This window comes from Hahella sp. HN01, from assembly GCF_018986435.1.
Classification (GTDB): domain Bacteria; phylum Pseudomonadota; class Gammaproteobacteria; order Pseudomonadales; family Oleiphilaceae; genus Hahella.
The window spans coordinates 22,615-44,432 of the sequence record NZ_JAHMIN010000042.1; the positions used below are offsets into that span (position 1 = coordinate 22,615).

19 protein-coding genes are annotated in these 21,818 nt (G+C 47.1%); 10 read left to right on the top strand and 9 right to left on the bottom strand.

Annotated elements, in window-relative coordinates; translation table 11 throughout:
* Positions 1-6 precede the first annotated feature (6 nt).
* The 4 genes from traN to KP814_RS27790 all read left to right on the top strand — a co-directional run bounded on the left by traN (position 7) and on the right by KP814_RS27790 (position 4,770).
* Complete coding sequence (traN, locus tag KP814_RS27775) at positions 7-2,766, top strand: conjugal transfer mating pair stabilization protein TraN (protein ID WP_001747908.1); 2,760 nt, start codon at positions 7-9, stop codon at positions 2,764-2,766.
* 150 nt (positions 2,767-2,916) lie between these two features.
* Positions 2,917-3,144 carry an AlpA family transcriptional regulator gene (locus tag KP814_RS27780; RefSeq protein ID WP_001187968.1) on the top strand — a complete coding sequence of 76 codons (228 nt, stop codon included), beginning with the start codon at positions 2,917-2,919 and terminating at the stop codon, positions 3,142-3,144.
* On the top strand, positions 3,131-4,084 hold the full coding sequence (locus KP814_RS27785) for a replication protein RepA (RefSeq protein ID WP_000802150.1): 954 nt from the start codon (positions 3,131-3,133) through the stop codon (positions 4,082-4,084). The genes KP814_RS27780 and KP814_RS27785 overlap by 14 nt, the downstream gene beginning before the upstream one ends.
* A gap of 359 nt (positions 4,085-4,443) precedes the next feature.
* Entirely contained in the window at positions 4,444-4,770 is a 327-nt protein-coding gene (locus KP814_RS27790) for a helix-turn-helix domain-containing protein (RefSeq protein WP_001747905.1), read from the top strand.
* 30 nt (positions 4,771-4,800) lie between these two features.
* Here KP814_RS27790 and KP814_RS27795 read toward each other — a convergent pair whose 3' ends face one another.
* The 6 genes from KP814_RS27795 to rpmH all read right to left on the bottom strand — a co-directional run bounded on the left by KP814_RS27795 (position 4,801) and on the right by rpmH (position 10,143).
* Entirely contained in the window at positions 4,801-5,958 is a 1,158-nt protein-coding gene (locus KP814_RS27795; protein WP_048348990.1) for a site-specific integrase, read from the bottom strand.
* A 197-nt stretch (positions 5,959-6,155) separates the two neighbouring features.
* Positions 6,156-7,520 (bottom strand): tRNA uridine-5-carboxymethylaminomethyl(34) synthesis GTPase MnmE, encoded by a 1,365-nt coding sequence (gene mnmE, locus KP814_RS27800; protein ID WP_216739817.1) that lies wholly within the window; start codon positions 7,518-7,520, stop codon positions 6,156-6,158.
* A gap of 98 nt (positions 7,521-7,618) precedes the next feature.
* Entirely contained in the window at positions 7,619-9,322 is a 1,704-nt protein-coding gene (gene yidC, locus KP814_RS27805) for a membrane protein insertase YidC (protein WP_216739818.1), read from the bottom strand.
* A gap of 15 nt (positions 9,323-9,337) precedes the next feature.
* Positions 9,338-9,628: a membrane protein insertion efficiency factor YidD gene (gene yidD / locus KP814_RS27810; protein ID WP_216739819.1), complete on the bottom strand. Its 291-nt coding sequence runs from the start codon at positions 9,626-9,628 to the stop codon at positions 9,338-9,340.
* Positions 9,585-9,977 carry a ribonuclease P protein component gene (rnpA, locus tag KP814_RS27815; RefSeq protein WP_216739820.1) on the bottom strand — a complete coding sequence of 131 codons (393 nt, stop codon included), beginning with the start codon at positions 9,975-9,977 and terminating at the stop codon, positions 9,585-9,587. Before rnpA ends, yidD begins: the two co-directional genes overlap by 44 nt.
* 31 nt (positions 9,978-10,008) lie before the next feature.
* Entirely contained in the window at positions 10,009-10,143 is a 135-nt protein-coding gene (gene rpmH, locus KP814_RS27820) for a 50S ribosomal protein L34 (RefSeq protein ID WP_083769858.1), read from the bottom strand.
* An 887-nt stretch (positions 10,144-11,030) separates the two neighbouring features.
* Between rpmH and dnaA the strand changes: the two genes are divergently transcribed.
* The 6 genes from dnaA (at position 11,031) to gyrB (ending at position 19,317) form a co-directional block, all read left to right on the top strand.
* A complete protein-coding gene (dnaA, locus tag KP814_RS27825) occupies positions 11,031-12,434 on the top strand; it encodes a chromosomal replication initiator protein DnaA (RefSeq protein WP_216739821.1) in 1,404 nt (467 codons plus the stop codon).
* Positions 12,435-12,536: 102 nt separating this feature from the next.
* Positions 12,537-13,640 (top strand): DNA polymerase III subunit beta, encoded by a 1,104-nt coding sequence (gene dnaN / locus KP814_RS27830; protein ID WP_216739822.1) that lies wholly within the window; start codon positions 12,537-12,539, stop codon positions 13,638-13,640.
* A gap of 140 nt (positions 13,641-13,780) precedes the next feature.
* Positions 13,781-15,058: an AarF/ABC1/UbiB kinase family protein gene (locus KP814_RS27835; RefSeq protein WP_216739823.1), complete on the top strand. Its 1,278-nt coding sequence runs from the start codon at positions 13,781-13,783 to the stop codon at positions 15,056-15,058.
* Positions 15,059-15,130: 72 nt separating this feature from the next.
* On the top strand, positions 15,131-15,733 hold the full coding sequence (locus tag KP814_RS27840) for a MarC family protein (RefSeq protein WP_305858283.1): 603 nt from the start codon (positions 15,131-15,133) through the stop codon (positions 15,731-15,733).
* Positions 15,734-15,748: 15 nt separating this feature from the next.
* Positions 15,749-16,876, top strand: a complete 1,128-nt coding sequence (recF, locus tag KP814_RS27845; RefSeq protein ID WP_216739825.1) for a DNA replication/repair protein RecF — start codon at positions 15,749-15,751, stop codon at positions 16,874-16,876.
* 23 nt (positions 16,877-16,899) lie between these two features.
* Positions 16,900-19,317 carry a DNA topoisomerase (ATP-hydrolyzing) subunit B gene (gene gyrB / locus KP814_RS27850; RefSeq protein ID WP_216739826.1) on the top strand — a complete coding sequence of 806 codons (2,418 nt, stop codon included), beginning with the start codon at positions 16,900-16,902 and terminating at the stop codon, positions 19,315-19,317.
* Between the two features lie 63 nt (positions 19,318-19,380).
* Here gyrB and KP814_RS27855 read toward each other — a convergent pair whose 3' ends face one another.
* From KP814_RS27855 to KP814_RS27865, 3 genes are all read right to left on the bottom strand, one after another.
* Positions 19,381-19,908, bottom strand: coding sequence for an adenylate kinase (locus tag KP814_RS27855; RefSeq protein WP_216739827.1), 528 nt, complete (start codon positions 19,906-19,908; stop codon positions 19,381-19,383).
* Positions 19,909-20,336: 428 nt separating this feature from the next.
* Complete coding sequence (locus KP814_RS27860; RefSeq protein WP_216739828.1) at positions 20,337-20,867, bottom strand: hypothetical protein; 531 nt, start codon at positions 20,865-20,867, stop codon at positions 20,337-20,339.
* On the bottom strand, positions 20,843-21,817 hold the full coding sequence (locus KP814_RS27865; RefSeq protein ID WP_216739829.1) for an ABC transporter ATP-binding protein: 975 nt from the start codon (positions 21,815-21,817) through the stop codon (positions 20,843-20,845). Before KP814_RS27865 ends, KP814_RS27860 begins: the two co-directional genes overlap by 25 nt.
* Between the last annotated feature and the right edge of the window lies 1 nt (position 21,818).

The window sequence follows — 21,818 nt, forward strand, 5'->3', positions numbered from 1 at the left end:
AATGCTATGTCCACTATGCCGCCCATCATGACGAGGTTTGTTGCCTCGCTCCTATGTTTAACCATCTCAGTTCTTCCGATACATTCTTATGCGGGTAATCAGGAACCTAACATCGGAGCTGTTGGTCGTGATGCCAAACAATTTGGTTTATCTATTGCGAACGGAGTTAAGCAAAACTCTGCTCAGGTTCAAGATGGTAAAATTTCTCTACCAGTCGGTAATGGTCAATCAACATCCATAAACATAAATGAACTGTTTCCTGGAGTTCAACCTGGTCAAAATACCGCAGAGTATTTCCCTGATGCAGCATCTCCAGAGGAGCTAGAACAGATATTTAGTGATGCTGATGCTATGGATCAGTTTGGTAATGAGGCAAAAGCCAATTTATTCCAAGACGCCAACAGCTCCAATCCCTCAATATCAGGTTCTGCATATCAAGTTCTCATGGATGCGGCCAATCGCTCACGCCCTGATTTCAGTAATGACCCGGTATTGAATCTAAGCAAAAAGACCTATGAGGATATGGACCTCATCGCAGGTGGCTTTGGGGATTGTTCTGCCGAAACAACCATTAATCAGAATACTATCAACGCCCACATTCCAGAGTATGAACGGTGTCAGCGTGTTGTAGATCAAAGCGCGGACTGTGAGGTTGTCCATGACTACGATGCCTCTGTGGTGAAGCACTATGATGGCCCATACAACCTAAAGTCCTGTGGTGACGGATGCACGGAGCTCTGGATTGGTAAGGTTGGGGACGATTACTGGGCTGGTAACTGTAAAATCTATGAAGAGTACACAAGAGTCCAGGTTAGTAACCCGGATGCTATCGTTTCCGCAACACTTGAATATGTTAAGTGGGATGATTACATGCAAGTGTGGGTCGGTAAGTCCGGCCAAGAAACTAAAGTGTGGTCTGGCCCAGATGGCAACTTCCCTCCAGAAACAGCCGGTAGATGTGAGCTCTCCACGAGTTGGGAGCGAAACCCTAATGTTGATGTCACTCCCTATTTTAAGAACGTGAAAGATGGTGATGTTGTTACATTCAAGATCCGTGTTTCAGTAACTGGTGAAGGTGAGGGTTTTGGCCGCATAAAACTCCGCTATGACCCATCGAAAGCCATTACCAAGGATGAGTGGGCTCCACAGAGCTGCATGGATTCAGCAAAAGGGGTTGTAGATGGTTTTGCCGAAGGCGAGATAACATGTATAGATGACCCGACTGATGCTACGGGCTGCACAGTCATCAACGGGGTCAAAGTTTGCGAATCCCAACTGAAACCGTCACCTTTCCCTGGCATTCCAAAGCTGTGCAAAAAGGTTCGAGTTAAAGCCGACTATGACTTTTATAAGGGGCAAATGGACTGCTGGACAGATCCTCAAGGTGAAACACACTGCCCTGTAAATACTGGTGGAAATCTCAACAGTTGCCAGATGTATGAGGATAATCCTCAGTGTGGATTTATTAGTTCTGAATGTATTGATGGAGCAGAGGGTTCCTCGGGTAAGTGTTATGTGTTTAAAGATACCTACGACTGCGGAACGGACATATCAATACCTACTTTAGAGAAAGAAACGACGTATCAATGTGGTGGACCCATTAGGTGTATGGGAGATGATTGTCTCGATATAACAAAGTCACAAAGCACTGATTTCGCTCGTGCATCTGCATTGTTGAATGCAGCTCAGTTCATGACTCAGGATATGAGTTGTACTGGTCAAAATTATGATGATAACCCCACTGGTGAAGAAAATGTGATGTGTTCAGCTTTTGCCGGTGAGGCTGGGGAATGCAAGATTGCTGTGGGTGGTGTCTCAGATTGTTGTGAAAAGCCGACGAATATTTCGTTTGCTGATTATCTCAATTTGATTATGGCCGTGCCTAAGCTAGACGGTGCCGTTATGGGACTCTCTGATGGCAGTGCCGTGAAAGGAGCATACCAAGTATTAAGAGACCCCGTAATGTCTGGCTGGACCGAAATAACACAGCCTTTTGCAAGTTATATAGAAAATATTAGTGGAGCGGTTGATAGTTTTCTCCAGCCTGTTCAACAGTTTGCCCAGGAGACTATTGGCGCATTAAAGGAGCAAATTACCAAGCTGACTTCTGAAGCTCTAGGAAATGCTTCTGCGACGGGAGCCGCTGGCGTACCTGCTGGGGCTCCTGAATCAATGACTGAACAAATCCTCGGCCAACAAGGTGCCGCCATGCTAAGCACCGTTATGACTGTTTACACAGTCTATGTAGTGTCGATGGTCATGATCCAAATGATTTGGAAGTGCGAGGAAAGGGAGTTCACCATGAATGCTAAAAGAGCACTAAATAGCTGCACATACGTTGGATCTTACTGCAAGTCCAAAGTACTGGGAGCATGTGTCGAGGAGCGAGAGTCCTATTGCTGTTTCAACTCGCCACTCTCTCGAATCATCCAAGAGCAAGTGCGGCCACAACTTGGCCTGAACTTTGGTGATGCGCGCACACCTCAATGCGGCGGAATTCCATTGGATCGAATAGCGGATATTGATTGGAGTAAGGTTAACCTAGACGAGTGGTTGGGTATACTTCAGCAAAATGGAAAACTTCCTGATCCCGCATCGTTAAACTTGGATGCTTTAACGGGAGCTGGAAGTGATTTTAATATTGATGGTACTCGACAAGACGCCTCAGAACGTATTATGGAGCGGCTGGAAGGGATTAATGTGGACAAAATTAGAAACGACAAAGCGCGTGAAATCTTTCCTGACTTGGATGGCAATGGTGGTTGATGTTTATCAATGAGAAACTTTCACATGTGAAAGTTTTTGTGTCGGAATAAATCGCCTAGGTGCCCAAATAGGGCACTTCCAGAGGCCATGTTTACGGGGGTTCACCCTCAAAATTTCTCCAGTAAATCAATGATGATGCTGGAGAAATTTATGCAGCAAACTTTAAATGAAAAAGATTACAGTCACCTGCAGATGATCTCTGTGTATGAGGTGACTGCCCTACTTAAAATCTCTGTGCCAACGCTTCAACGAATCCGCACAAACGACCCTTCATTTCCCAAACCATATAAAATCAGTGGCGATAAAACACTAAGATACAGGTTAGATCAGTTGGAGGCATGGCTTGATTCCCGCAGGGTAAGTAATGAAGCCATTTAGCCAACTACTTGCTCAGTATCAGGCGGATATTGAAGTAGAAAATAGTGATAAATCACAAGGCTTGAGTCGGGCTGAGTCTGAATTAATAGATGCCTCAGTAAGGATTAAATCAGATCCACCCTCGCCCAATGATTTCACTTTTATGCACTCAATCATGTGCCAAGTCGGTTTGCCTCGTTCAAGAGTAAATGGATCTGAGTTTGAGAGGCGTTGTGGTGCTGCTGGTCTATACATCCGAGCGGGTAAAATTTGGGATGGTAAGCAGTTTCTCCAACAGCCTGTTCCGTATGGTCCCATGCCAAGGCTTGTAATGGCATATCTGAATACTCAAGCGTTGCGTTCAAAATCACCCGAGATTGATGTCGGCAATAGCGCCAGTGCTTTCCTCAAACAACTGGGCAAGGAGTCATCAGGAGGAAAAAATGGGAGCTATACAAACTTCCGTAAACAGCTTTTGGCGTTATCTGCTTGTAGTATTACCCTTGGTTTTAGTACCGCTGATAAAGCGTTCACTTACGATGGTAAGCCCATCCAAAAATTTGAGGCTTGGATTGGTAACAGCGACAATCAAGGTGCTTTATGGCCTGGTGTTATTACATTTTCACACGAGTATTTTACTACGCTAAGCGAACATGCTGTACCGCTTGATTTAAGGGCTCTAAATCAGCTTAATAGCAGTGCTCTTGCGATGGATATTTATGCCATGCTTTCGGATCGTTTACATCGAATTAGCGGTAGGCCTGTCGTATTGTACTGGCGTAATTTGCGCGAGCAGTTTGGTCAAGAATACACCGGAGACGACGCTGACAGGAACTTTAAAAAGGTATTCCTTCCTGCTCTAAAGAGAGTTCTTACTGTTTATCCGGATGCAAAAGTTAAGAAAGTGACAGGCGGAATTCTGATGATGTCCAGCCCCCCACCGATTCCATACCGTAATTGACTTAATAACCGGCCAATGTGCCGGTTTTTTTACGTTATTGCTTTGCCCATTTGTGGAAAACCCTGTTGGTTTTGGATTTTATCCACGCATAATCGCCCCCCCTTGCCACGCATAATTACCCCCCCTGACTACTGACGATCTGCGCATAATCACCCCCCCTTGCCACGCATAATTTCCCCCCCCTAAACCTATAGGTATTGCCTTTAAAAAAATCCTATAAAGATACCTATAGTTGAACCATGTTCAGGTGTTAATAACTTTGTTCGCGCCCTAAAAGGGCAGATCCAGAGCCGAGGATCTGAAACCTGTGTTGGTAGACTAAACCAGTCGATTATTTATGGGTTTCAGTAGATATGACTATGCAAGAGACAGAGTTGCTTAATAGTGTTTTGAAAGAACTGGCTGAGATAAAAAACATGCTCGCTAGCTCGTCAGGAGCAGACAAAGTTAATTTGGAAAAGGTAATGCTGAACATTGATGACTGTGCTGAGCTGACAGGGTTGTCAAAAGGTCATTTATACAAGTTAACCAGTCAAAATGTTATTCCGTTTTACAAACCAAATGGTTGTCGGATTTATTTTAAGCGGGAAGAAGTGATCGATTGGCTACAGTCCAACCGGGTCAAGACAAACACAGAAATTTCAAAGGAAGTGAGTTCGAGAATAATCAGGGGCCAAAGAAATTAATTTTTTTGGCCCTATGTCTATTGTTCTGTTTTAAAGACTGTCGGCAAAAATATCAGGAAAGCTCCGCATTGCGTCCCTTCTTCTTTGATCTAAGATATCAGCATAAATCTCAGTTGTTTTCAGTTCACTGTGGCCCAGCAAGCGTGATAATGAATAAATATCTAAGCCCCGCGCAAGCTGGTTAACTGCAAACGAGTGGCGACCGGCATGGAAAGTTACATGCTTGGTTATTCCAGCAAGCATTGCCCAATGAAGTAGCGCTACGTTGGTATAGCTGCTGTATCGCAATGCTTTAAACACGCGTTCATCGTTATCCTTGCGCTCTCCCATCAACCTTACCGCTGAATCTGGTAAGTCGAGGTATTGAAGTGCCGTTCCTCTATTCTGGATTTTTTTCTGCTTAAAAATGATTCGAAAATGGCCTTGCTCAAATTCTTCCACTTCTGACCAAACTAGCTTCTGTATGTCAGACCAGCGCAGTCCTGTTGTGCAGCTAAACAGAAAGGCTCGTTTAAGCACGTCATAGCGACATTCAGCTTTTGCCATAGCTTTTATCTCTTCCAGAGTCAGATAAACCCTTTGGTTTGTTTCTGGTTTAACGCTTTTCACCGTCCGAACAGGGTTATCTCTGATAATCCCCTCTTGGTATGCCTGATTCAGGGCCGCCCTTATTTTATTGAAGTAACTGCTTACTGTATTTCTTGACAGCAGTTGATCAGATTTCGTCGTTGCACTTTTCAAAAGATAAGTTTTAAAACCCTCAAGAAAGGCTCTATCAATATCTTCGAATGTGAGTTCTGCTCGCCCATGGTAGCGTCTCAGATGATGTCCGGCTGAGATCCAAATTGAATAATTGGATTTACTGCCAGAAGCTTTGCTATCGGTAACTGAATCGTAATAATCGAAGAAACTGGCAGAGAGTTTAGTTCGATCCTCCAGCTTATGCTTTGATGTCTCGCTCTCAAGAAGTCTCTTAGATCGCACAGCTTCAGCGATCCTTAAAGCTTCTTTATTGTGCTCTCGCTCTGCTGGAGAGCGCGGTTTGTCATAGATGAAGATGTCTAGTGGCTCGTGTGAACGTTTCAGTTTACGTTGCCCGTCTTCAACGTTGGAACCGTAGTAATATACCAAGCGCAAAGAGCGTTTTCCTTCGCGGTCTGGCTGTCGCTTTTCGATAGATACTTTCATTGATGGTTTTCCCCCGTGTTCCCCACGATTATATGGCTGGGGAACACACAGGGCAATATATGACCAAAAGAACACAGGAGAAGTAAAAAGAAAACTAAAAAACATCGTTAGATTTATTTTTTTTGTGTTCAAAATCAATGTTTTAGTTTGTTTTCTTTTGGTGTCTTTTGACTTCTTTTTCTTTCAAGTCTATAACTTCACTTCCCGATACAAAACGACGAGAAGATACGCCCCAGTAAATCATCGGAAGTAAAGGCTCCGGTAATTTCCGATAACGCATTCTGCGCAACCCTCAGATCCTCCGCCACTAACTCCCCGGCGTTCGCACTCAGCAGCTGGCTCTTGGCGAGCTGAATGTGTTTTTCTGCATGGGTAAGGGCTTCCAAATGACGACGTCTCGCCATAAATCCTCCTTCCGCATGACTTTCAAAACCTACGCAGGCTTTTAAATGTTCGCGCAGCTGGTCAATACCAAGCCCGGCTTTGGCCGACAGGCGAATGACAGGGTGGGACAGCGACAGGTCAATGCCTTGTTGCTCTTCGCTCAAATCGATTTTATTGCGAACTACTGTGATATGGTCGTGGTGTTCTATACGTGCATAGAATTCTGGCCAAATCCGCTCGGGAGACATTTCTTTGGTCTGCGTTGCATCCACCAGAAACAGAATACGATCAGCCTGATCAATTTCTTTCCAGGCGCGTTCGATGCCGATTTTTTCTACGACGTCATCGCTATCTCGCAATCCTGCCGTATCTACAATATGCAGAGGCATGCCATCGATATGGATGTGCTCTCTAAGTACGTCCCGAGTAGTGCCCTCAATTTCTGTCACAATGGCGCTTTCTCTTCCCGCCAGCGCATTCAGCAAACTGGACTTACCGGCATTGGGGCGACCAGCAATCACGACAGTCATCCCTTCACGCATCAAAGCGCCTTGCTTGGCGCTGGCGAAGACAGATTGCGTCTGACTCAGGAGAGTATCCAGATCGTTCAATACCTTGCCGTCAGAGAGAAAGTCTATTTCTTCCTCGGGAAAATCAATCGCCGCTTCAACATAGATACGTAGTTGAATAAGACTCTCGATCAGCTTTTCAATTTCTTTGGAAAACTGGCCTTGCAGAGACCTTATTGCACTATGGGCGGCTTGTTCTGATGTTGCCTCGATCAAATCTGCAATAGCTTCCGCCTGCACCAGATCAAGCTTATCGTTCATGAATGCTCTTTCAGAGAACTCACCAGGACGCGCCAGCCTGGCTCCAGCTGCAACCAAACGCTTCACCAGCAAATCAAGAACAACTGGGCCGCCGTGGCCTTGGAATTCAATGACATCTTCACCAGTAAAGCTATTGGGGGCTGTAAAAAGTAGAGCAATACCGCTATCGAGAATTTCCCCTTCTTCAGTAAAAAAAGGACTGTAATGCGCGTGTCTGGGCTTAGGGTCATAACCAAGGACCAGACTCGCCAGCGCTTTTGCTTTAGGGCCAGAAACTCTGACAACGCCAACGCCGCCCTTCCCTGGGGGGGTTGCGATTGCGACTATCGTGTCATTCTCAGCGTACATGAAAATTCCCGCTTCACCATAAAAAAGCCCGTTGTTAAAACGGGCTTTTGTTTAAAAGTAGCTCAGGCTACCACTGACTGACAAACCTATCCAGAAGGCTATTTTTTCGCAGCCAGCGCCTCGTTTTCGATCTTCTTGGTGATGTACCACTGTTGAGCGATAGAAAGAATATTGTTGACCAACCAGTACAGTACCAGACCTGCGGGGAACCAGAGGAAAAAGACCGTAAAGATAATCGGCATCATCTTCATCACACGCGCTTGAATAGGATCTGGAGGCGTTGGGTTCAAAGATGTCTGCAGGAACATCGCAGCGCCCATCAACAGAGGCAATACGAAATAAGGGTCTTTAATGGACAAATCCTGAATCCAGAAGAAGAACGGCGCCTGACGTAACTGAACGCTTTCCAACAATACCCAATACAGAGATATAAACACGGGCATCTGTACAATCATGGGTAAGCATCCGCCCAAAGGATTTATTTTTTCCTTCTTGTACAGTTCCATCATCGCCTGAGACATACGCTGACGATCATCGCCATGCTGTTCCCGAATTCGCTGCATCTCGGGAGTTACTCTGCGCATGTTCGCCATGGAACGATAGCTGGTGGCGGACAAGTGGAAGAACAAAGCTTTAATCAGTACGGTCAACAGGATAATGGAAATACCCCAGTTACCGACAAAATCGTGGATAAACTCCAGCACCAGATACAGTGGCTTGGCGATCAGCCATAACCAGCCAAAATCGACAGTCAAATCCAGATTTGGAGCCACTTCTTTAAGTGTTTCCATGATCTTGGGTCCAGCATACAGCTTGGCGGCAACGGTGTGTGTTTGCCCTGGCTCGACAGTAAATGCAGGATCAACGAACCCCATCAGGTATAAGCCGTTATTCACTCGAGTCTGATAGGTGTGGGTATCGTTAGTTAGAGGCACCCATGCGCTAACAAAATAATGCTGGATAAACGCAATCCATCCATTGGGAGAGTCTACTTTAGCGCCTTCGGCGCCGCTCTCGTCCATATCCTTGAAGGTAACCTTCTCATAAGGTTTCTCTGGCGTTGAGACAACAGCGCCTAAATATGAAGAAGCTCCGAATCCGCCAGAAGAGGAAGGGTCTGCAGACTTATCACGACGTAATTTGGCTGAAAAGTTAGCTTTCCAAGGCGCATCAGACTGGTTATTGATCTGAAAAGCGACGTTAATGGAATAACTGGATTTTTCAAACTCATAGTGTTTGATCACAGTAACGCCATTACGTTCTGTTTTTAGATCTATACCTAACTTGTTTTGTCCGTCTTGCAGGAAATAAGCGTCTTTGTCCGTCGTATAAACTGGGCTAGCGCCATTTTTTGATGCATCAAATCCATTGGAACCAATTAGACCGCTTTCTGCAACGTAGTAGACTCCGTTGTTTTTTTGCATTAGATCCAAAGGGGTCGGATTCTTTAATGAAATGGGATACTCAAGTAGTGACGCTTCAACAATATTTCCACCGCTCAAGTCAATTCTGACACGAAGAACGTCAGTTGTGACGGTGATGATCTTACCTATTGAGGAAGCGGAAACTGATCCAGTGTCGTCGGTAGTCGCAACAGGCGTTGAAGCCGATTCTGGCGTATCCAGTTCACCAGAGCTCGCGCTGTTTGCAACGCTTGAATCTGAATTGCTGCTATCTATTGAAACAGAAGCGGTTTGTGAGACAGGTTGCTGCTGGGGGATCATCTCCTCATTCCATTCCAATACCAATAGGTAGGAAACAACCAATAAACCGACTATGAGAGAGGTTCTTAAAAAGTCCATAAACTATTCAAACTTTTATTCGGATGATGAATGAGGGCAGCGTTTGTGAGACAGGCTTTCTGGCACTGGATCAATACCCCCTGTTGACCAAGGGTGGCATCTTAGCAGACGACGGACGGTAAGATAACTCCCTCGCAGGAATCCATACTTGGAAATTGCTTCATATCCATAACTTGAGCAACTTGGATAAAAACGGCAGTGCTGTCCTAACATTGGACTGATTGCGTATTTGTACGCCTTTACCAAACCCAAAAGTAAGTATTTAGGTAGCTGAGGAAGAGTCCGCTTTAGCGAGGGCATTGGCATGTTGCTGACCAATTCGTGAGTACAATTTGGTTAGACATTGAAAAATTTCTTCATTATTCATGTCTGCAACAGCTTTGCGGGCCAGAACGACAATATCGACGTTTGGAATATTTGCTTGCTGAAGACGAAATACTTCCCGGATGAGCCTTCTAACTCTGTTTCTTCCCGTCGCCAACTTGATATTTTTTTTGGCGATGACAAGCCCTACTCGAGGATGAGGTAGTTGGTTAGGGATAGCAAGGAGCAGCAAACCAGGATGGCCTGCTTTAAAGCGAGCATCATTAAATACGTTACGGAAATCCCCCGGCTTCAAAAGTCGAAGTGATCGGGGGAATTCGTAACCAGCCATCTATAGGTTGCTTTTAAACAACAGACGACAATTAAGCTGAAATACGCTTACGACCTTTAGCGCGACGGCTGGCCAGAACTTTACGGCCGTTTGCGGTAGCCATGCGGGCACGGAAACCGTGAGTGCGTTTACGCTTAAGGACGCTAGGTTGGAATGTGCGTTTCATATCCGACTCTTTAGCAAATAACTGGTTGAAATTCGTTCTAGAAAACAGGGAGCGGAATTGTAGGGAATTTGGAGGCAAATAGCAAATGGGAGTTGCGGAAATTTTCAACACGGCCTTTTTAGCAAGAGTTGAAACAAAGTCTGTGGATCAGTGTGAGTAACTTTTTGCTTGGAGTAGGGCCTGTTAATTTATGTGGAAAAGCTTTAGATCAAAGTTCAAGCAGCGCGAATGGATTTTTGAAATCAAAAAGCGCTCACTCACCTGTTATTAAATCTTAGGTTTTTAAGAAAGGATGGTTATGAAGACTTATGATTAGTCAGCCATTTTCCTGTGGATAAGTGTGGAAAAGTTTTATGTATCATCTGTTTATAGAATGTAAAAGAGCTTGGCAAGCTAGGGATTAACCTTTGAAAAACTGATGAGAACCTGGGGAGGAAACGAAGAGTTTTCCACAGGCTAAAGTTGTCTCCAGGTCCACAACAAGTTATCCACAGGGAATCACAAGGGTTTTGGATATGAGCAAAGGTTCTAAAAATTTTTTTACAGCTAAAAATGTTAACAAGCTTGTTAGTAACTCAGTAACTAAATGAAATTTAAAGTAAAAATAATCCACAGGGGTTCTAATAAGATTTATTTTCGAGGTGGTAAAGGAAAGTCATTCCAGCTAGAATTTTCCCCTACCTGTTTAGGTTCAGTCTGATTTCGTTGCTTATTGTGGGGAGCGACGAAGAAAAAGCGTCTTTATTAGCCGCCTGATGTGGGTTTTGGCCACAGGGTTTTGTTTTCTCTGAAAAACATCAAAATTCGGTTTTCCATATATAGAAAGCCGCCGTCTTTAATTTGCGCAAAAAAAAGAGCGAGCATGTACAAATTCTGGAGGTTTGGAAGTGACGTCTGAGCTGTGGCATCAATGTCTGGGCTATTTAGAGGACGAGTTGCCAGCACAACAGTTCAACACTTGGTTACGCCCTTTGCAGGCGAAAGGTTCTGAGGAAGAACTGCTTTTGTTTGCGCCAAACCGTTTTGTACTGGACTGGGTTAACGAGAAGTACATTGGCAGGATCAATGAAATTCTCAGTGAACTGACGTCTCAAAAGGCTCCGCGTATTTCTTTGAAGATTGGCAGCATTGCCGGCAATAACAAAGGGATGCCGGCAAGTAGAGATATGGGAACTGGCGCTGCAAGGGTTACGGCTCCCTCCAAGCCTGTTATCGCCGATGTCGCTCCGTCCGGAGAAAGAAACGTCACGGTGGAAGGGGCTATCAAACACGAGAGTTACCTGAATCCTACGTTTACCTTCGAAACCTTTGTTGAAGGTAAATCGAACCAATTAGCGCGGGCGGCCGCCATGCAAGTGGCGGATAATCCGGGTAGCGCCTATAACCCCCTGTTTTTATATGGTGGGGTAGGTTTAGGGAAAACGCACTTGATGCAGGCGGTAGGTAACGCCATTTTCAAGAAAAACCCCAATGCGAAGATTCTTTATCTGCACTCCGAAAGGTTCGTTGCAGATATGGTGAAAGCGTTGCAGCTGAATGCTTTCAACGAGTTCAAGCGCCTCTATCGATCCGTCGATGCGCTGCTGATTGATGATATTCAGTTCTTCGCACGCAAAGAGAGATCTCAGGAAGAGTTTTTCCATACCTTTAATGCCTTGTTGGAAGGCGGTCAGCAGATGATTCTGACTTGTGACCGTTATCCAAAAGAGATTGATCACATGGAAGAGCGCCTGAAATCCCGCTTCGGTTGGGGACTGACGGTGATGGTTGAGCCGCCTGAATTGGAAACCCGTGTAGCGATTTTGATGAAGAAGGCGGAGCAGGCCAACGTCCATTTAAGCAGTGAGTCCGCTTTCTTTATTGCGCAAAAAATCCGCTCTAACGTTCGAGAACTGGAAGGCGCGTTAAAGCTGGTGATTGCAAATGCCCACTTCACTGGGCAGGAAATCACGCCAGCGTTTATTCGCGAATGTTTGAAGGATTTGCTGGCGCTGCACGAGAAGCAGGTCAGTATCGATAATATCCAGAGAACGGTGGCGGAATATTACAAAATTCGCGTTGCGGATATTTTGTCAAAGCGTCGCACCCGCTCAATTACCCGTCCAAGGCAGATGGCAATGGCGTTGGCTAAGGAGCTGACTAACCATAGTCTGCCGGAAATCGGCGAGGCTTTTGGGGGACGAGATCACACCACGGTATTGCACGCCTGTAAGGTCATGATAGAACTTCAGCAAAACGATCCCACTCTGCGTGACGATTATCAGAATTTTATGCGCATGTTAACCAGCTAGTTAGGCGAAAATATGCGCCGTCAGCTTGATGGCGACCCAAAGATTTAGTTTAAAATAGCAACATTTTCAGTGATTTAAGAGTTTATAGAAACGGGATATTACATGAAGCTCACTATAACCAGAGAGGCGCTTGTCACGTCATTGCAAATGATTTCTGGGGTGGTTGAAAAACGCCAGACCATGCCTGTGCTCGCCAACGTATTGCTTGACGCCAGAGACGGAAAGCTGGTTATCACCGGCACAAATATGGAAGTGGAGCTGGTTGCGGAAATTAGCGACGTAAACATTGAGCATGAATCCAGAATCACCGTTCCTGCCAAGAAATTTACAGATATCTGTCGCGCCCTTCCTGAAGGAGCCGCTATCGGTATTGAACTGAAAGACGGACGTTTGAACGTTCGTTATGGCAGCAGTCATTTCATATTGTCTACATTGCCTGCGGAACACTTCCCCAATGTGGAGGAAGAACCTGAAAGCGTTAAAGTTATGTTGCCGCAAAGAGAACTTAAGCGCTTGATTGATGCAACGGCCTTTGCGATGGCCCAGCAGGATGTTCGTTATTATTTGAATGGCATGTTGATGGAGTTGGATGAGCAGGGTCTGCGCGCTGTCGCAACAGACGGCCATCGCCTCGCCCTCGCCAATGTGTCCCTTCAAACCGGCGTTAGTGAAAAGCGCCAGCCTATCGTACCGCGTAAGGGGATTTTGGAGTTAGGTCGTCTTCTTAGCGATACAGATGAGTCCTGTACCCTGGTGTTCGGCGATAATCATGTGCGGGCCAGCGTAGGGCATTTTACTTTTACGTCTAAGTTAATTGACGGAAAATTCCCTGATTATCAAAGAGTTATTCCAAGATCCGGGGATAAGGTGATGATCGCGGACAGGGTCCTGTTGAAAGGCGTTTTGTCGCGCGCAAGTATCTTGTCACATGAAAGCATCCGTGGCGTGCGCCTGCAGTTTGAAGATGGACTGTTAAAAGTATTTGCGAATAATCCAGATCAGGAAGAGGCGGAGGATAGCCTGGAAGTCGAATACCCGCATGAAGCATTGCAAATTGGCTTCAACGTGGGTTACCTGATTGACGTGCTTAATGCACTGGACGATGAACAGGTCAAAGTAACGCTTTCCAATGCGAATAGCAGCGCTTTGGTGGAAGGCGTCGATACCAGAGACGCCGTGTATGTCGTCATGCCTATGAGGCTATAGTCAGTTAAACTGATAGCGCCGTGAATCTGTTCGAGTTCGAAAGGTTACGGCGCGTCGCCCGATCGGGTATGACGCTTGGCAAGGATGTATCGCCCCTGAATGCAGACAGAGTTTGAATCTCAGCGAGAGTGGAAAAGCTTATGGGAAAAATTGTTAACGCAGTAAAGGGAGCCGCCAGGATTGGTCAAACGGCGGCAGTCATATCCAAGGTTGGCTTTGGCTGGTTGAAGGGAAATCGCGCGCCTGCGCCGAAGCTTTTGCGACAGACTTTTGAAGAACTGGGCGCCACTTATATCAAGCTGGGGCAATTTATCGCCAGTTCGCCAACGTTTTTCCCTGCAGATTATGTTGAAGAGTTTCAGCTGTGTTTGGATAAAACCAAACCTCTGCCCTACTCGCAAATCGAGAGAATCCTGAAGGAAGAATTCAAGCGGCCATTGCAGTCGATATATTCGCATATCGACACCAAGCCGTTGGCTTCCGCATCCATCGCACAGGTTCACGCGGCGCGTTTGGTGACAGGCGAGGATGTGGTTATCAAGGTTCAGAAGCCAGGCGTTCGCAATGTTCTGCTGACTGATCTGAATTTTTTGTATGTAGCAGCGCGTGTAGTCGAGTATTTAGCGCCAAAGCTGTCCTGGACATCACTATCTGGCATTGTGGAAGAGATACAGCGAACCATGATGGAAGAGTGTGATTTCTATCAGGAGGCGGCCAATCTCAAAGAGTTTAGAGAGTTCCTGGTGAATAGCGGCAACGAGCAAGCGGTTGTACCCACTGTATACGAGCAGGCCAGCACCATGCGGGTGTTAACCATGGAGCGTTTCTATGGCGTGCCTCTGACAGATCTGGAAACGATTCGCAAATATTGCCCGGATCCAGAGAAGACGCTGATCACCGCAATGAATACCTGGTTCGCCAGTTTGACGCAGTGCGACTTCTTTCACGCGGATGTTCACGCAGGAAACCTGATGGTATTGGAAGATGGCCGCATCGGTTTTATCGACTTTGGCATCGTGGGGCGTATTGGCTCTGGAACCTGGCAGGCGGTGTCTGATTTCATCACGGCGATAATGATGGGTAATTTCCACGGTATGGCTGACGCTATGTCGAGAATCGGCATCACCAAGACTCAATTAAGCGTGGATGACCTCGCGGCGGATATCGCAGACGTTTACAAAAAAATGGATGCGATGACGCCAGATATGCCGCCGATATATTACGATCAGCAGACTGGCGATGATGAAGTTAACAATATTTTGATGGATCTGGTGAAGATCGGTGAGCAGCACGGTCTGCACTTTCCCAGGGAGTTTGCGTTGCTGCTAAAACAGTTTTTGTATTTCGACCGTTATGTACATGTGCTGGCCCCAGAGCTGGATATGTTTATGGATGAAAGGCTCAGCCTGATTCAATAACGGCGGTTCACTTGCGTAGTTAAAGAACCTAGCACATTGTTGTGTTAGGTTTTTTTGTTTAAGGGGAAGTTGATGGATATCGTATCCGCGTTGACCTTGTTAATCGTGGTCATGGACCCATTGGGAAATATTCCTTTGTTCTTGAGTATTCTTGAGCGGGTGGACGTCAAGAGAAGAAAGAAAGTATTGTTCAGAGAACTGCTGATCGCTTTGGCTATTCTGCTGGTGTTCTTGTTCTGTGGACAGTACTTGCTCAAGATATTCAGCCTAAGCAAAGAGTCCGTAGGCATCGCTGGCGCTATCGTATTATTTATCATTGCATTGCGTATGATCTTCCCCGCCAAGCGCGAGTGGCTTGAAGATCTCCCTGATGGCGAGCCTTTTATCGTGCCGTTGGCAATCCCCTTTGTGGCGGGTCCCTCAGCCTTGGCGACCTTGATTCTGATTTCCACCCGGGAACCGGAAAGAATGATGGATTGGTCTATCGTGGTATTGCTGGCCTGGTCTGTCACCGCCGTCACGCTGATGAGCTCCACCTTTTTATATAAGGTACTCCGCAAGCGAGGCATCATCGCCATAGAGCGTCTTATGGGGATGCTGTTGATTGCCGTATCGGTAGAGATGTTCCTGATGGGCTTACAGCCTCTATTGACTAAATTGACCCACGTATCCTGACGTTGGATTGTTGGAATGGGTCTTAGTCGTATTGCATTCACCAACTTGCGTAATATTTCCAGCCTGAAGTTGGATACCTCTGCGAGATTACTGTTATTTCACGGGAATAACGGAAGTGGAAAAAGTAGTCTTTTGGAAGGCGTTTACCTGCTGGGACGGGGGGCGTCATTTCGTACTAAGGAACTGGATTACGCTGTTTCACATCTATCTGATGAAATGGTCTGTTTTGGCGAAGCCGTCAATGAAGACGCCGGCAAATCATTCCGCATTGGCGTCAGCCGTCAAAAGACAGGCAAACTGACCAGAGTCAGAATCAACGGCGAGAGCGCCAGAACCTTGTCTGAGCTGGCGGCGGCCCTCCCTATCTTGATTGTTACTCCTGATACCTTTGGGTTTATTAATGGAGGCCCAGGGGAAAGAAGGCGCTTTGTCGACTGGGGAGTGTTTCACGTGGAACACCAATTCAAAGTGGTCTGGCAGAACTGGCGCAAATTGCTATTGCAAAGGAATAAATTGCTGAAAAGTGGTAATATTAGCCGTTCTGAGTTAAGTGCATGGGACAATCAATACGTAGCGTATTCAGACGAGATAAGCCGTTATAGAGACGCCTACTTCGCTGAATTGAAGGAAATTCTCATCGAATCTCTGAAAGAGTCCAGTGAGCAAACCAGGGATATTGGCGATAAGCTGACGATTACGCTTAGCAATGGCTGGTATCAGAATGATGTCATTCACATGGAGCAACTGGCTTCGTCAGTCGAAAGCGACGTAAAAAAGGGATTCACAACTTTAGGCCCACACCGGGCGGATATTAAGGTAAAGGTCGGTGGGGTTCACGCGAAGGAAGTGTTATCAAGAGGTCAGCAGAAGACCTTGATAACACACCTGTACTTATCACAATTGGAAATATTACGGCGGCGGACAAATCAAAGGCCCATCGTGCTGATTGATGATGTTGGAGCGGAGCTGGATACCGGAAATCAGGTAACACTGTTAACGAGAATGTTGGAGAAAGGGGCCCAGGTGTTTGTGACGGTCCTGGATAAACAGCAGTCAGAATATTTGTTCGGCCATTTTAATCAAGAATACGACACGCAAATGTTTCACGTGGAACAGGGTGCTGTCACCAAAGTCCACAATTAGCGTGTGACGGTTAGGAGAGATATATGTCCTCATCGGGAAATTATGATTCCTCAAGCATCAAAGTGTTAAAAGGCCTGGATGCGGTAAGAAAGCGTCCAGGTATGTACATTGGCGACACTGACGATGGCACAGGTCTTCACCACATGGTGTTCGAGGTCGTTGATAACTCTATCGACGAAGCCTTGGCCGGACACTGTAAAGAAGTGAAGATCACGATTCACGCCGATGAATCAATCACGGTAAGCGATGATGGTCGTGGCATCCCTGTCGATATCCACGAAGAAATGGGCGTTTCCGCCGCAGAAGTTATCATGACGATGCTGCACGCTGGCGGTAAATTCGACGACAACAGCTATAAAGTATCCGGCGGTCTGCACGGTGTGGGCGTATCAGTTGTTAACGCGCTTTCAAAAGAACTGCGCCTGACTATTCGCCGCGACAACAAAGTGCATGAGCAAGTTTATAAACACGGCGTACCACAAGCGCCTTTATCTGTAGTTGGCGAAACTGACCGTTCAGGTACGGAAGTTCACTTCTTCCCTTCCGCAGAAACGTTTAACAATATCGAATTCCATTACGATATTCTGGCCAAGCGTCTGCGCGAACTCGCCTTTTTGAACTCTGGCGTTAAGATCACGTTGCACGATGAGCGCTCTGCGAAAACAGAAACCTTCGAATATGAAGGTGGATTAAGGGCCTTCGTTGAGTATCTCAACCAGACCAAGAACCCGATTAACAAAGTGTTCCACTTCCTGAAAGAAAGAGAAGACGGCATCACTGTAGAAGTGTCGCTGCAGTGGAATGACTCCTTCCAGGAAAATATTTTCTGCTTTACCAACAACATTCCTCAGCGTGACGGCGGCACTCACTTGGCTGGTTTTAGAGCCGCCCTCACCCGCTCTCTTAACAGCTACATTGAAAAAGAGAGCATGCTGAAAAAGACCAAAGTGGCTACCTCCGGCGACGACGCGCGTGAAGGTTTGACTGCGATTATTTCTGTTAAAGTGCCTGATCCCAAGTTCTCTTCTCAGACCAAAGATAAGCTGGTTTCCTCTGAAGTTAAGACTGCGGTTGAGCAGGAAATGAATACTCACTTCGCAGACTTCCTGGCGGAAAATCCCCAGGATGCGAAGAACGTAGTCAACAAAATGATCGACGCGGCTCGCGCCAGGGAAGCTGCCAGAAAAGCCCGTGAAATGACCCGTCGTAAAGGCGCGCTCGATATCGCCGGATTGCCAGGTAAACTGGCTGACTGCCAAGAGAAAGATCCTGCTCTGTCTGAACTGTACATAGTGGAGGGTGACTCGGCGGGTGGTTCCGCCAAGCAGGGGCGTGATCGTAAGACCCAGGCTATTCTGCCGTTGAAAGGTAAGATCCTGAACGTGGAAAAGGCCCGCTTCGACAAGATGCTGTCTTCCGCTGAAGTAGGTACCCTGATTACAGCCCTGGGCTGTGGTATTGGTCGTGAAGAGTTTGATGTGAACAAGCTGCGCTATCACAGCATTATCATCATGACGGATGCGGATGTGGACGGCTCGCACATTCGTACCTTGCTGCTGACCTTCTTCTTCAGACAAATGCGCGAAATCATCGAGAACGGCCACGTTTATATTGCGATGCCTCCTTTGTACAAGGTGAAAAGAGGCAAGCAGGAACAGTACGTTAAAGATGAGAAAGCGCTCCAGCAGTACCTGACACAGAGCGCGCTTGAGAACACGCAGTTGTTTGTAAATCCAGAGGCTCCGCCCATAATCGGGACTGCGCTGGAGACGCTGGTCACAGACTACCGTACGGCGACAGGCGTCATTGATCGTATGTCCAGAGCCTACCCCAAAGGCGTGCTGAACCAGCTTCTTTACGTGCCTCGATTGACGCAGGAGCAACTCAAAGATAAAGCCGCCGTTGAAGGCTGGGTCGCATTGCTTAACGAGAAGCTGGGCTACGACAACAGCACTGGCAATAACTACGTTATCAGCGCTGTGGAAGATGCGGAAAGAAGCCTGTTCCTGCCTCAAGTAGAGTTGGTTCAGCATGGTGTGGACTATAAATACACCTTCAATCAGGACTTCTTTGGCTCCAGCTCTTACGCCAATATTGCCGATATGTCGGAGAAACTGGATGGTCTGGTTGAGGCCGGCGCTTATGTGAAGCGGGGTGAAAAGACACAGGCTATCGAGACTTTTGACGACTCATTGGTCTGGTTGATGAAGGAAGCCCAACGTGGTTTGAACATTCAGCGCTATAAAGGACTGGGCGAAATGAACCCTGAGCAGCTGTGGGAAACCACCATGGACCCTGCCGTACGTCGCATGATGAAAGTTACTATCGAGGACGCGATCGCTGCGGATCAGATCTTTAATACATTGATGGGCGATGATGTTGAGCCTCGTCGTGATTTCATCCAGACCAACGCGTTGTCTGTTATGAACCTGGACGTGTAACTACTCCCCCTCTCTAATAATAAAAAGGGCTGCAATCGCAGCCCTTTTTTTCTCCATCGTTTGTTAAGAGCCCCATGAAAGCAGGCAGCTCTCCATCTCTCTCGGAGAACGAATCCGAATAAAGCGGATGTGAGCGTATCGCGGATCTCTCATTATCGACAGGTACTTTTTGCGGTTTTTCTTATAGGTAGTCATGGTCCAGAGGACGATGGAGTCCTTGCTGAACAGCTTGCGTAGAGATTCTTTATTGCCTGTACCCGCCCAAAGTTCCCTTTTTGTGATGATGCGGGTTAGTGCTCTTCTGATTGCCTGAAAGAGTGTGCGTGGGAAAGAGTAGTCTATCCAAACGACTATCTGAGCCCTATCCCATTTCAACTGAGTTCTGCTGTTGTAATTACCGTCCAATATCCAGTCTTCCTGCTGCAGCGCCTGCGCAACCCGGGCGCTGAAGATCTCTTCTGGATGGTTTCGCCAGTCTGGTCCCCAATATAGGGCGTCCATTTCTATATAAGGAATGTCGAGCTTTTCTGACAGCCTTTTACTGAAGGTGGACTTCCCACTGCCACTGGTCCCAATTACGTTAATTCTCATCTTCACTCCTTATATTCAGAAAAGGTTAAACAGGGGTGAAGCAACGCGGGAGCGACATTATAGAGTTCTCTGACTGGACGTATAGATGTCGAAGCGAGTTTGCTTATCTAATGCCGAAATTACTCATTATTTGACACAAAGCTGGGTAATAAAAAGCGGCTTCATCGAGCCGCTTTGTATATGAGGATTAACTGGGTTTTGCTACCAACTATCGTGAGGGTCTTCGCCTTTGGTAAGAGAGGTCATCATCTGACAGCTCCAGGAAAATGCTTCGCGCGGAGTCTGCTGGAATTGTCCCAGGGATTCGAAACCCAGCTCCTGTAGTCCGGTGAATGATAGGCGTGGGAATGAGCAGGCAATGCTTGAATGGCGGTTTATTTTCCATACATAGGGTGAAGGGTTATTGGAAAAGTACTGATTCTGGTCAATCAGCGTTTCTTGTTCATGATGGCCTCCCGCTCTTCGTTCTTCTTGCCGTCCATATGGTTAAACAGATCATGGTAATTCTCGCCATAATTAAAAAAAATTATCGATGATTTGGTTCTGGCATGTTTCCCAAGGGGCTTCGATATATGAGGTAGCAGCACTCCTCTTTCGTCGACCAGGCGTGTATCGAATCGCTTTCCTACCCCTCGGTCATTCCAACTCAATGCGACGCTTTCGCCTTCTCTATCTGGATGCTCTTCAATAATGTTGCCTCTTACTTCCACATACTGAGAGTTTGATAAGAACAACTGGCCGCCATAAACAGCGCCGTTGCGTCCCACAAGATTGTTCAGCATTTTCGCATCGAAACTGATCTCGTGAAAAAGGCCGGCGGAGAGGTTGTCGAAAACTATATTCCATTGATAGATCGTTTGTTCGTTACTGACGTCGCTCCAAAGCCCTGGGCCTTTATTATCAAATATCCCCATAGACGACAGCGTTTTCGTAATCAAAATACCAAAGGAAAATGACACGCGGCTATGCGCTCCTCTCCTTCCATAGGACGAAGTCTGGGTTGCTCATGGCGACACTTGTCTCGCGCGTTGACGCACCGGGGAGCGAATGGGCATCCCTGGGGTGGTGCGGCGGGATCGGGGAGCTCTATGGTTTCGCTCTCGCCTCGCAAACCTTTCTTACCGGGAAGCGGGATAGAATCGAGCAGCAAACGGGTGTAAGGGTGTTTCGGAGACCTGAACAGTTCACCGGCGGGCGCCTGTTCTACGATGCGCCCGAAATACATGACTGCGACGACGTCGCTGACTGCTTCCACGACGGCCAGGTCATGGCTGATAAATACGTAAGCGAGGCGATAGTGTTGCTGGAGATCCTGCAGCAGATTCAGCACCTGAGCCTGTATGGAGACATCCAGCGCGGAAACCGGTTCATCCAGAACCAAGATCTGTGGTTGCGCCGCCAACGCCCTTGCTATACCGATGCGTTGCGCCTGACCACCGGACAATTCATGTGGATAACGCTCCAGTAGCTCCGGCCTTAATCCAACGGCCTCCATAAGCTCCTGTAGACGCCTGTAGCGAGCGTTTCTCTCCATCCCCAGAAGATGATCCATCGGCGCCTCTAAAATCGCTCTGATCGTCTTACGGGGGTTGAGAGCGCTAAGAGAATCCTGGAAGACATATTGGATCTGGCTATGCAGACGCTTTCGTTCGCTACGGCTCTGATCAGGCCATGATTTCCCATCTAGCAGCAAATGGCCTGCGCTGGGTTGATCAAGGCCTACCAGCATGCGCGCGAGGGTGGATTTGCCGCAACCGGACTCACCTACAATGCCCAGGGTGGCGCCGGGTTGAATACACAGGTCCACGCCCTGCACTGCCTGTATCAGCGGCTTGCGTCGACCGAGCCAACCACGCCCGCCGCCATAGTGACGAGTGAGATTACTGGCGGTCAGAAGAGTTGCGCTCATG

Bases quoted from the DNA above. Each gene is read 5' to 3' on its own strand.
- traN (WP_001747908.1), top strand. From the start codon at position 7: ATGTCCACTATGCCGCCCATCATGACGAGGTTTGTTGCCTCGCTCCTA.
- KP814_RS27780 (WP_001187968.1), top strand. From the start codon at position 2,917: ATGCAGCAAACTTTAAATGAAAAAGATTACAGTCACCTGCAGATGATC.
- KP814_RS27785 (WP_000802150.1), top strand. From the start codon at position 3,131: ATGAAGCCATTTAGCCAACTACTTGCTCAGTATCAGGCGGATATTGAA.
- KP814_RS27790 (WP_001747905.1), top strand. From the start codon at position 4,444: ATGCAAGAGACAGAGTTGCTTAATAGTGTTTTGAAAGAACTGGCTGAG.
- KP814_RS27795 (WP_048348990.1), bottom strand. From the start codon at position 5,958: ATGAAAGTATCTATCGAAAAGCGACAGCCAGACCGCGAAGGAAAACGC.
- mnmE (WP_216739817.1), bottom strand. From the start codon at position 7,520: ATGTACGCTGAGAATGACACGATAGTCGCAATCGCAACCCCCCCAGGG.
- yidC (WP_216739818.1), bottom strand. From the start codon at position 9,322: ATGGACTTTTTAAGAACCTCTCTCATAGTCGGTTTATTGGTTGTTTCC.
- yidD (WP_216739819.1), bottom strand. From the start codon at position 9,628: ATGCCAATGCCCTCGCTAAAGCGGACTCTTCCTCAGCTACCTAAATAC.
- rnpA (WP_216739820.1), bottom strand. From the start codon at position 9,977: ATGGCTGGTTACGAATTCCCCCGATCACTTCGACTTTTGAAGCCGGGG.
- rpmH (WP_083769858.1), bottom strand. From the start codon at position 10,143: ATGAAACGCACATTCCAACCTAGCGTCCTTAAGCGTAAACGCACTCAC.
- dnaN (WP_216739822.1), top strand. From the start codon at position 12,537: ATGAAGCTCACTATAACCAGAGAGGCGCTTGTCACGTCATTGCAAATG.
- KP814_RS27835 (WP_216739823.1), top strand. From the start codon at position 13,781: ATGGGAAAAATTGTTAACGCAGTAAAGGGAGCCGCCAGGATTGGTCAA.
- KP814_RS27840 (WP_305858283.1), top strand. From the start codon at position 15,131: ATGGATATCGTATCCGCGTTGACCTTGTTAATCGTGGTCATGGACCCA.
- recF (WP_216739825.1), top strand. From the start codon at position 15,749: ATGGGTCTTAGTCGTATTGCATTCACCAACTTGCGTAATATTTCCAGC.
- gyrB (WP_216739826.1), top strand. From the start codon at position 16,900: ATGTCCTCATCGGGAAATTATGATTCCTCAAGCATCAAAGTGTTAAAA.
- KP814_RS27855 (WP_216739827.1), bottom strand. From the start codon at position 19,908: ATGAGAATTAACGTAATTGGGACCAGTGGCAGTGGGAAGTCCACCTTC.
- KP814_RS27865 (WP_216739829.1), bottom strand. From the start codon at position 21,817: ATGAGCGCAACTCTTCTGACCGCCAGTAATCTCACTCGTCACTATGGC.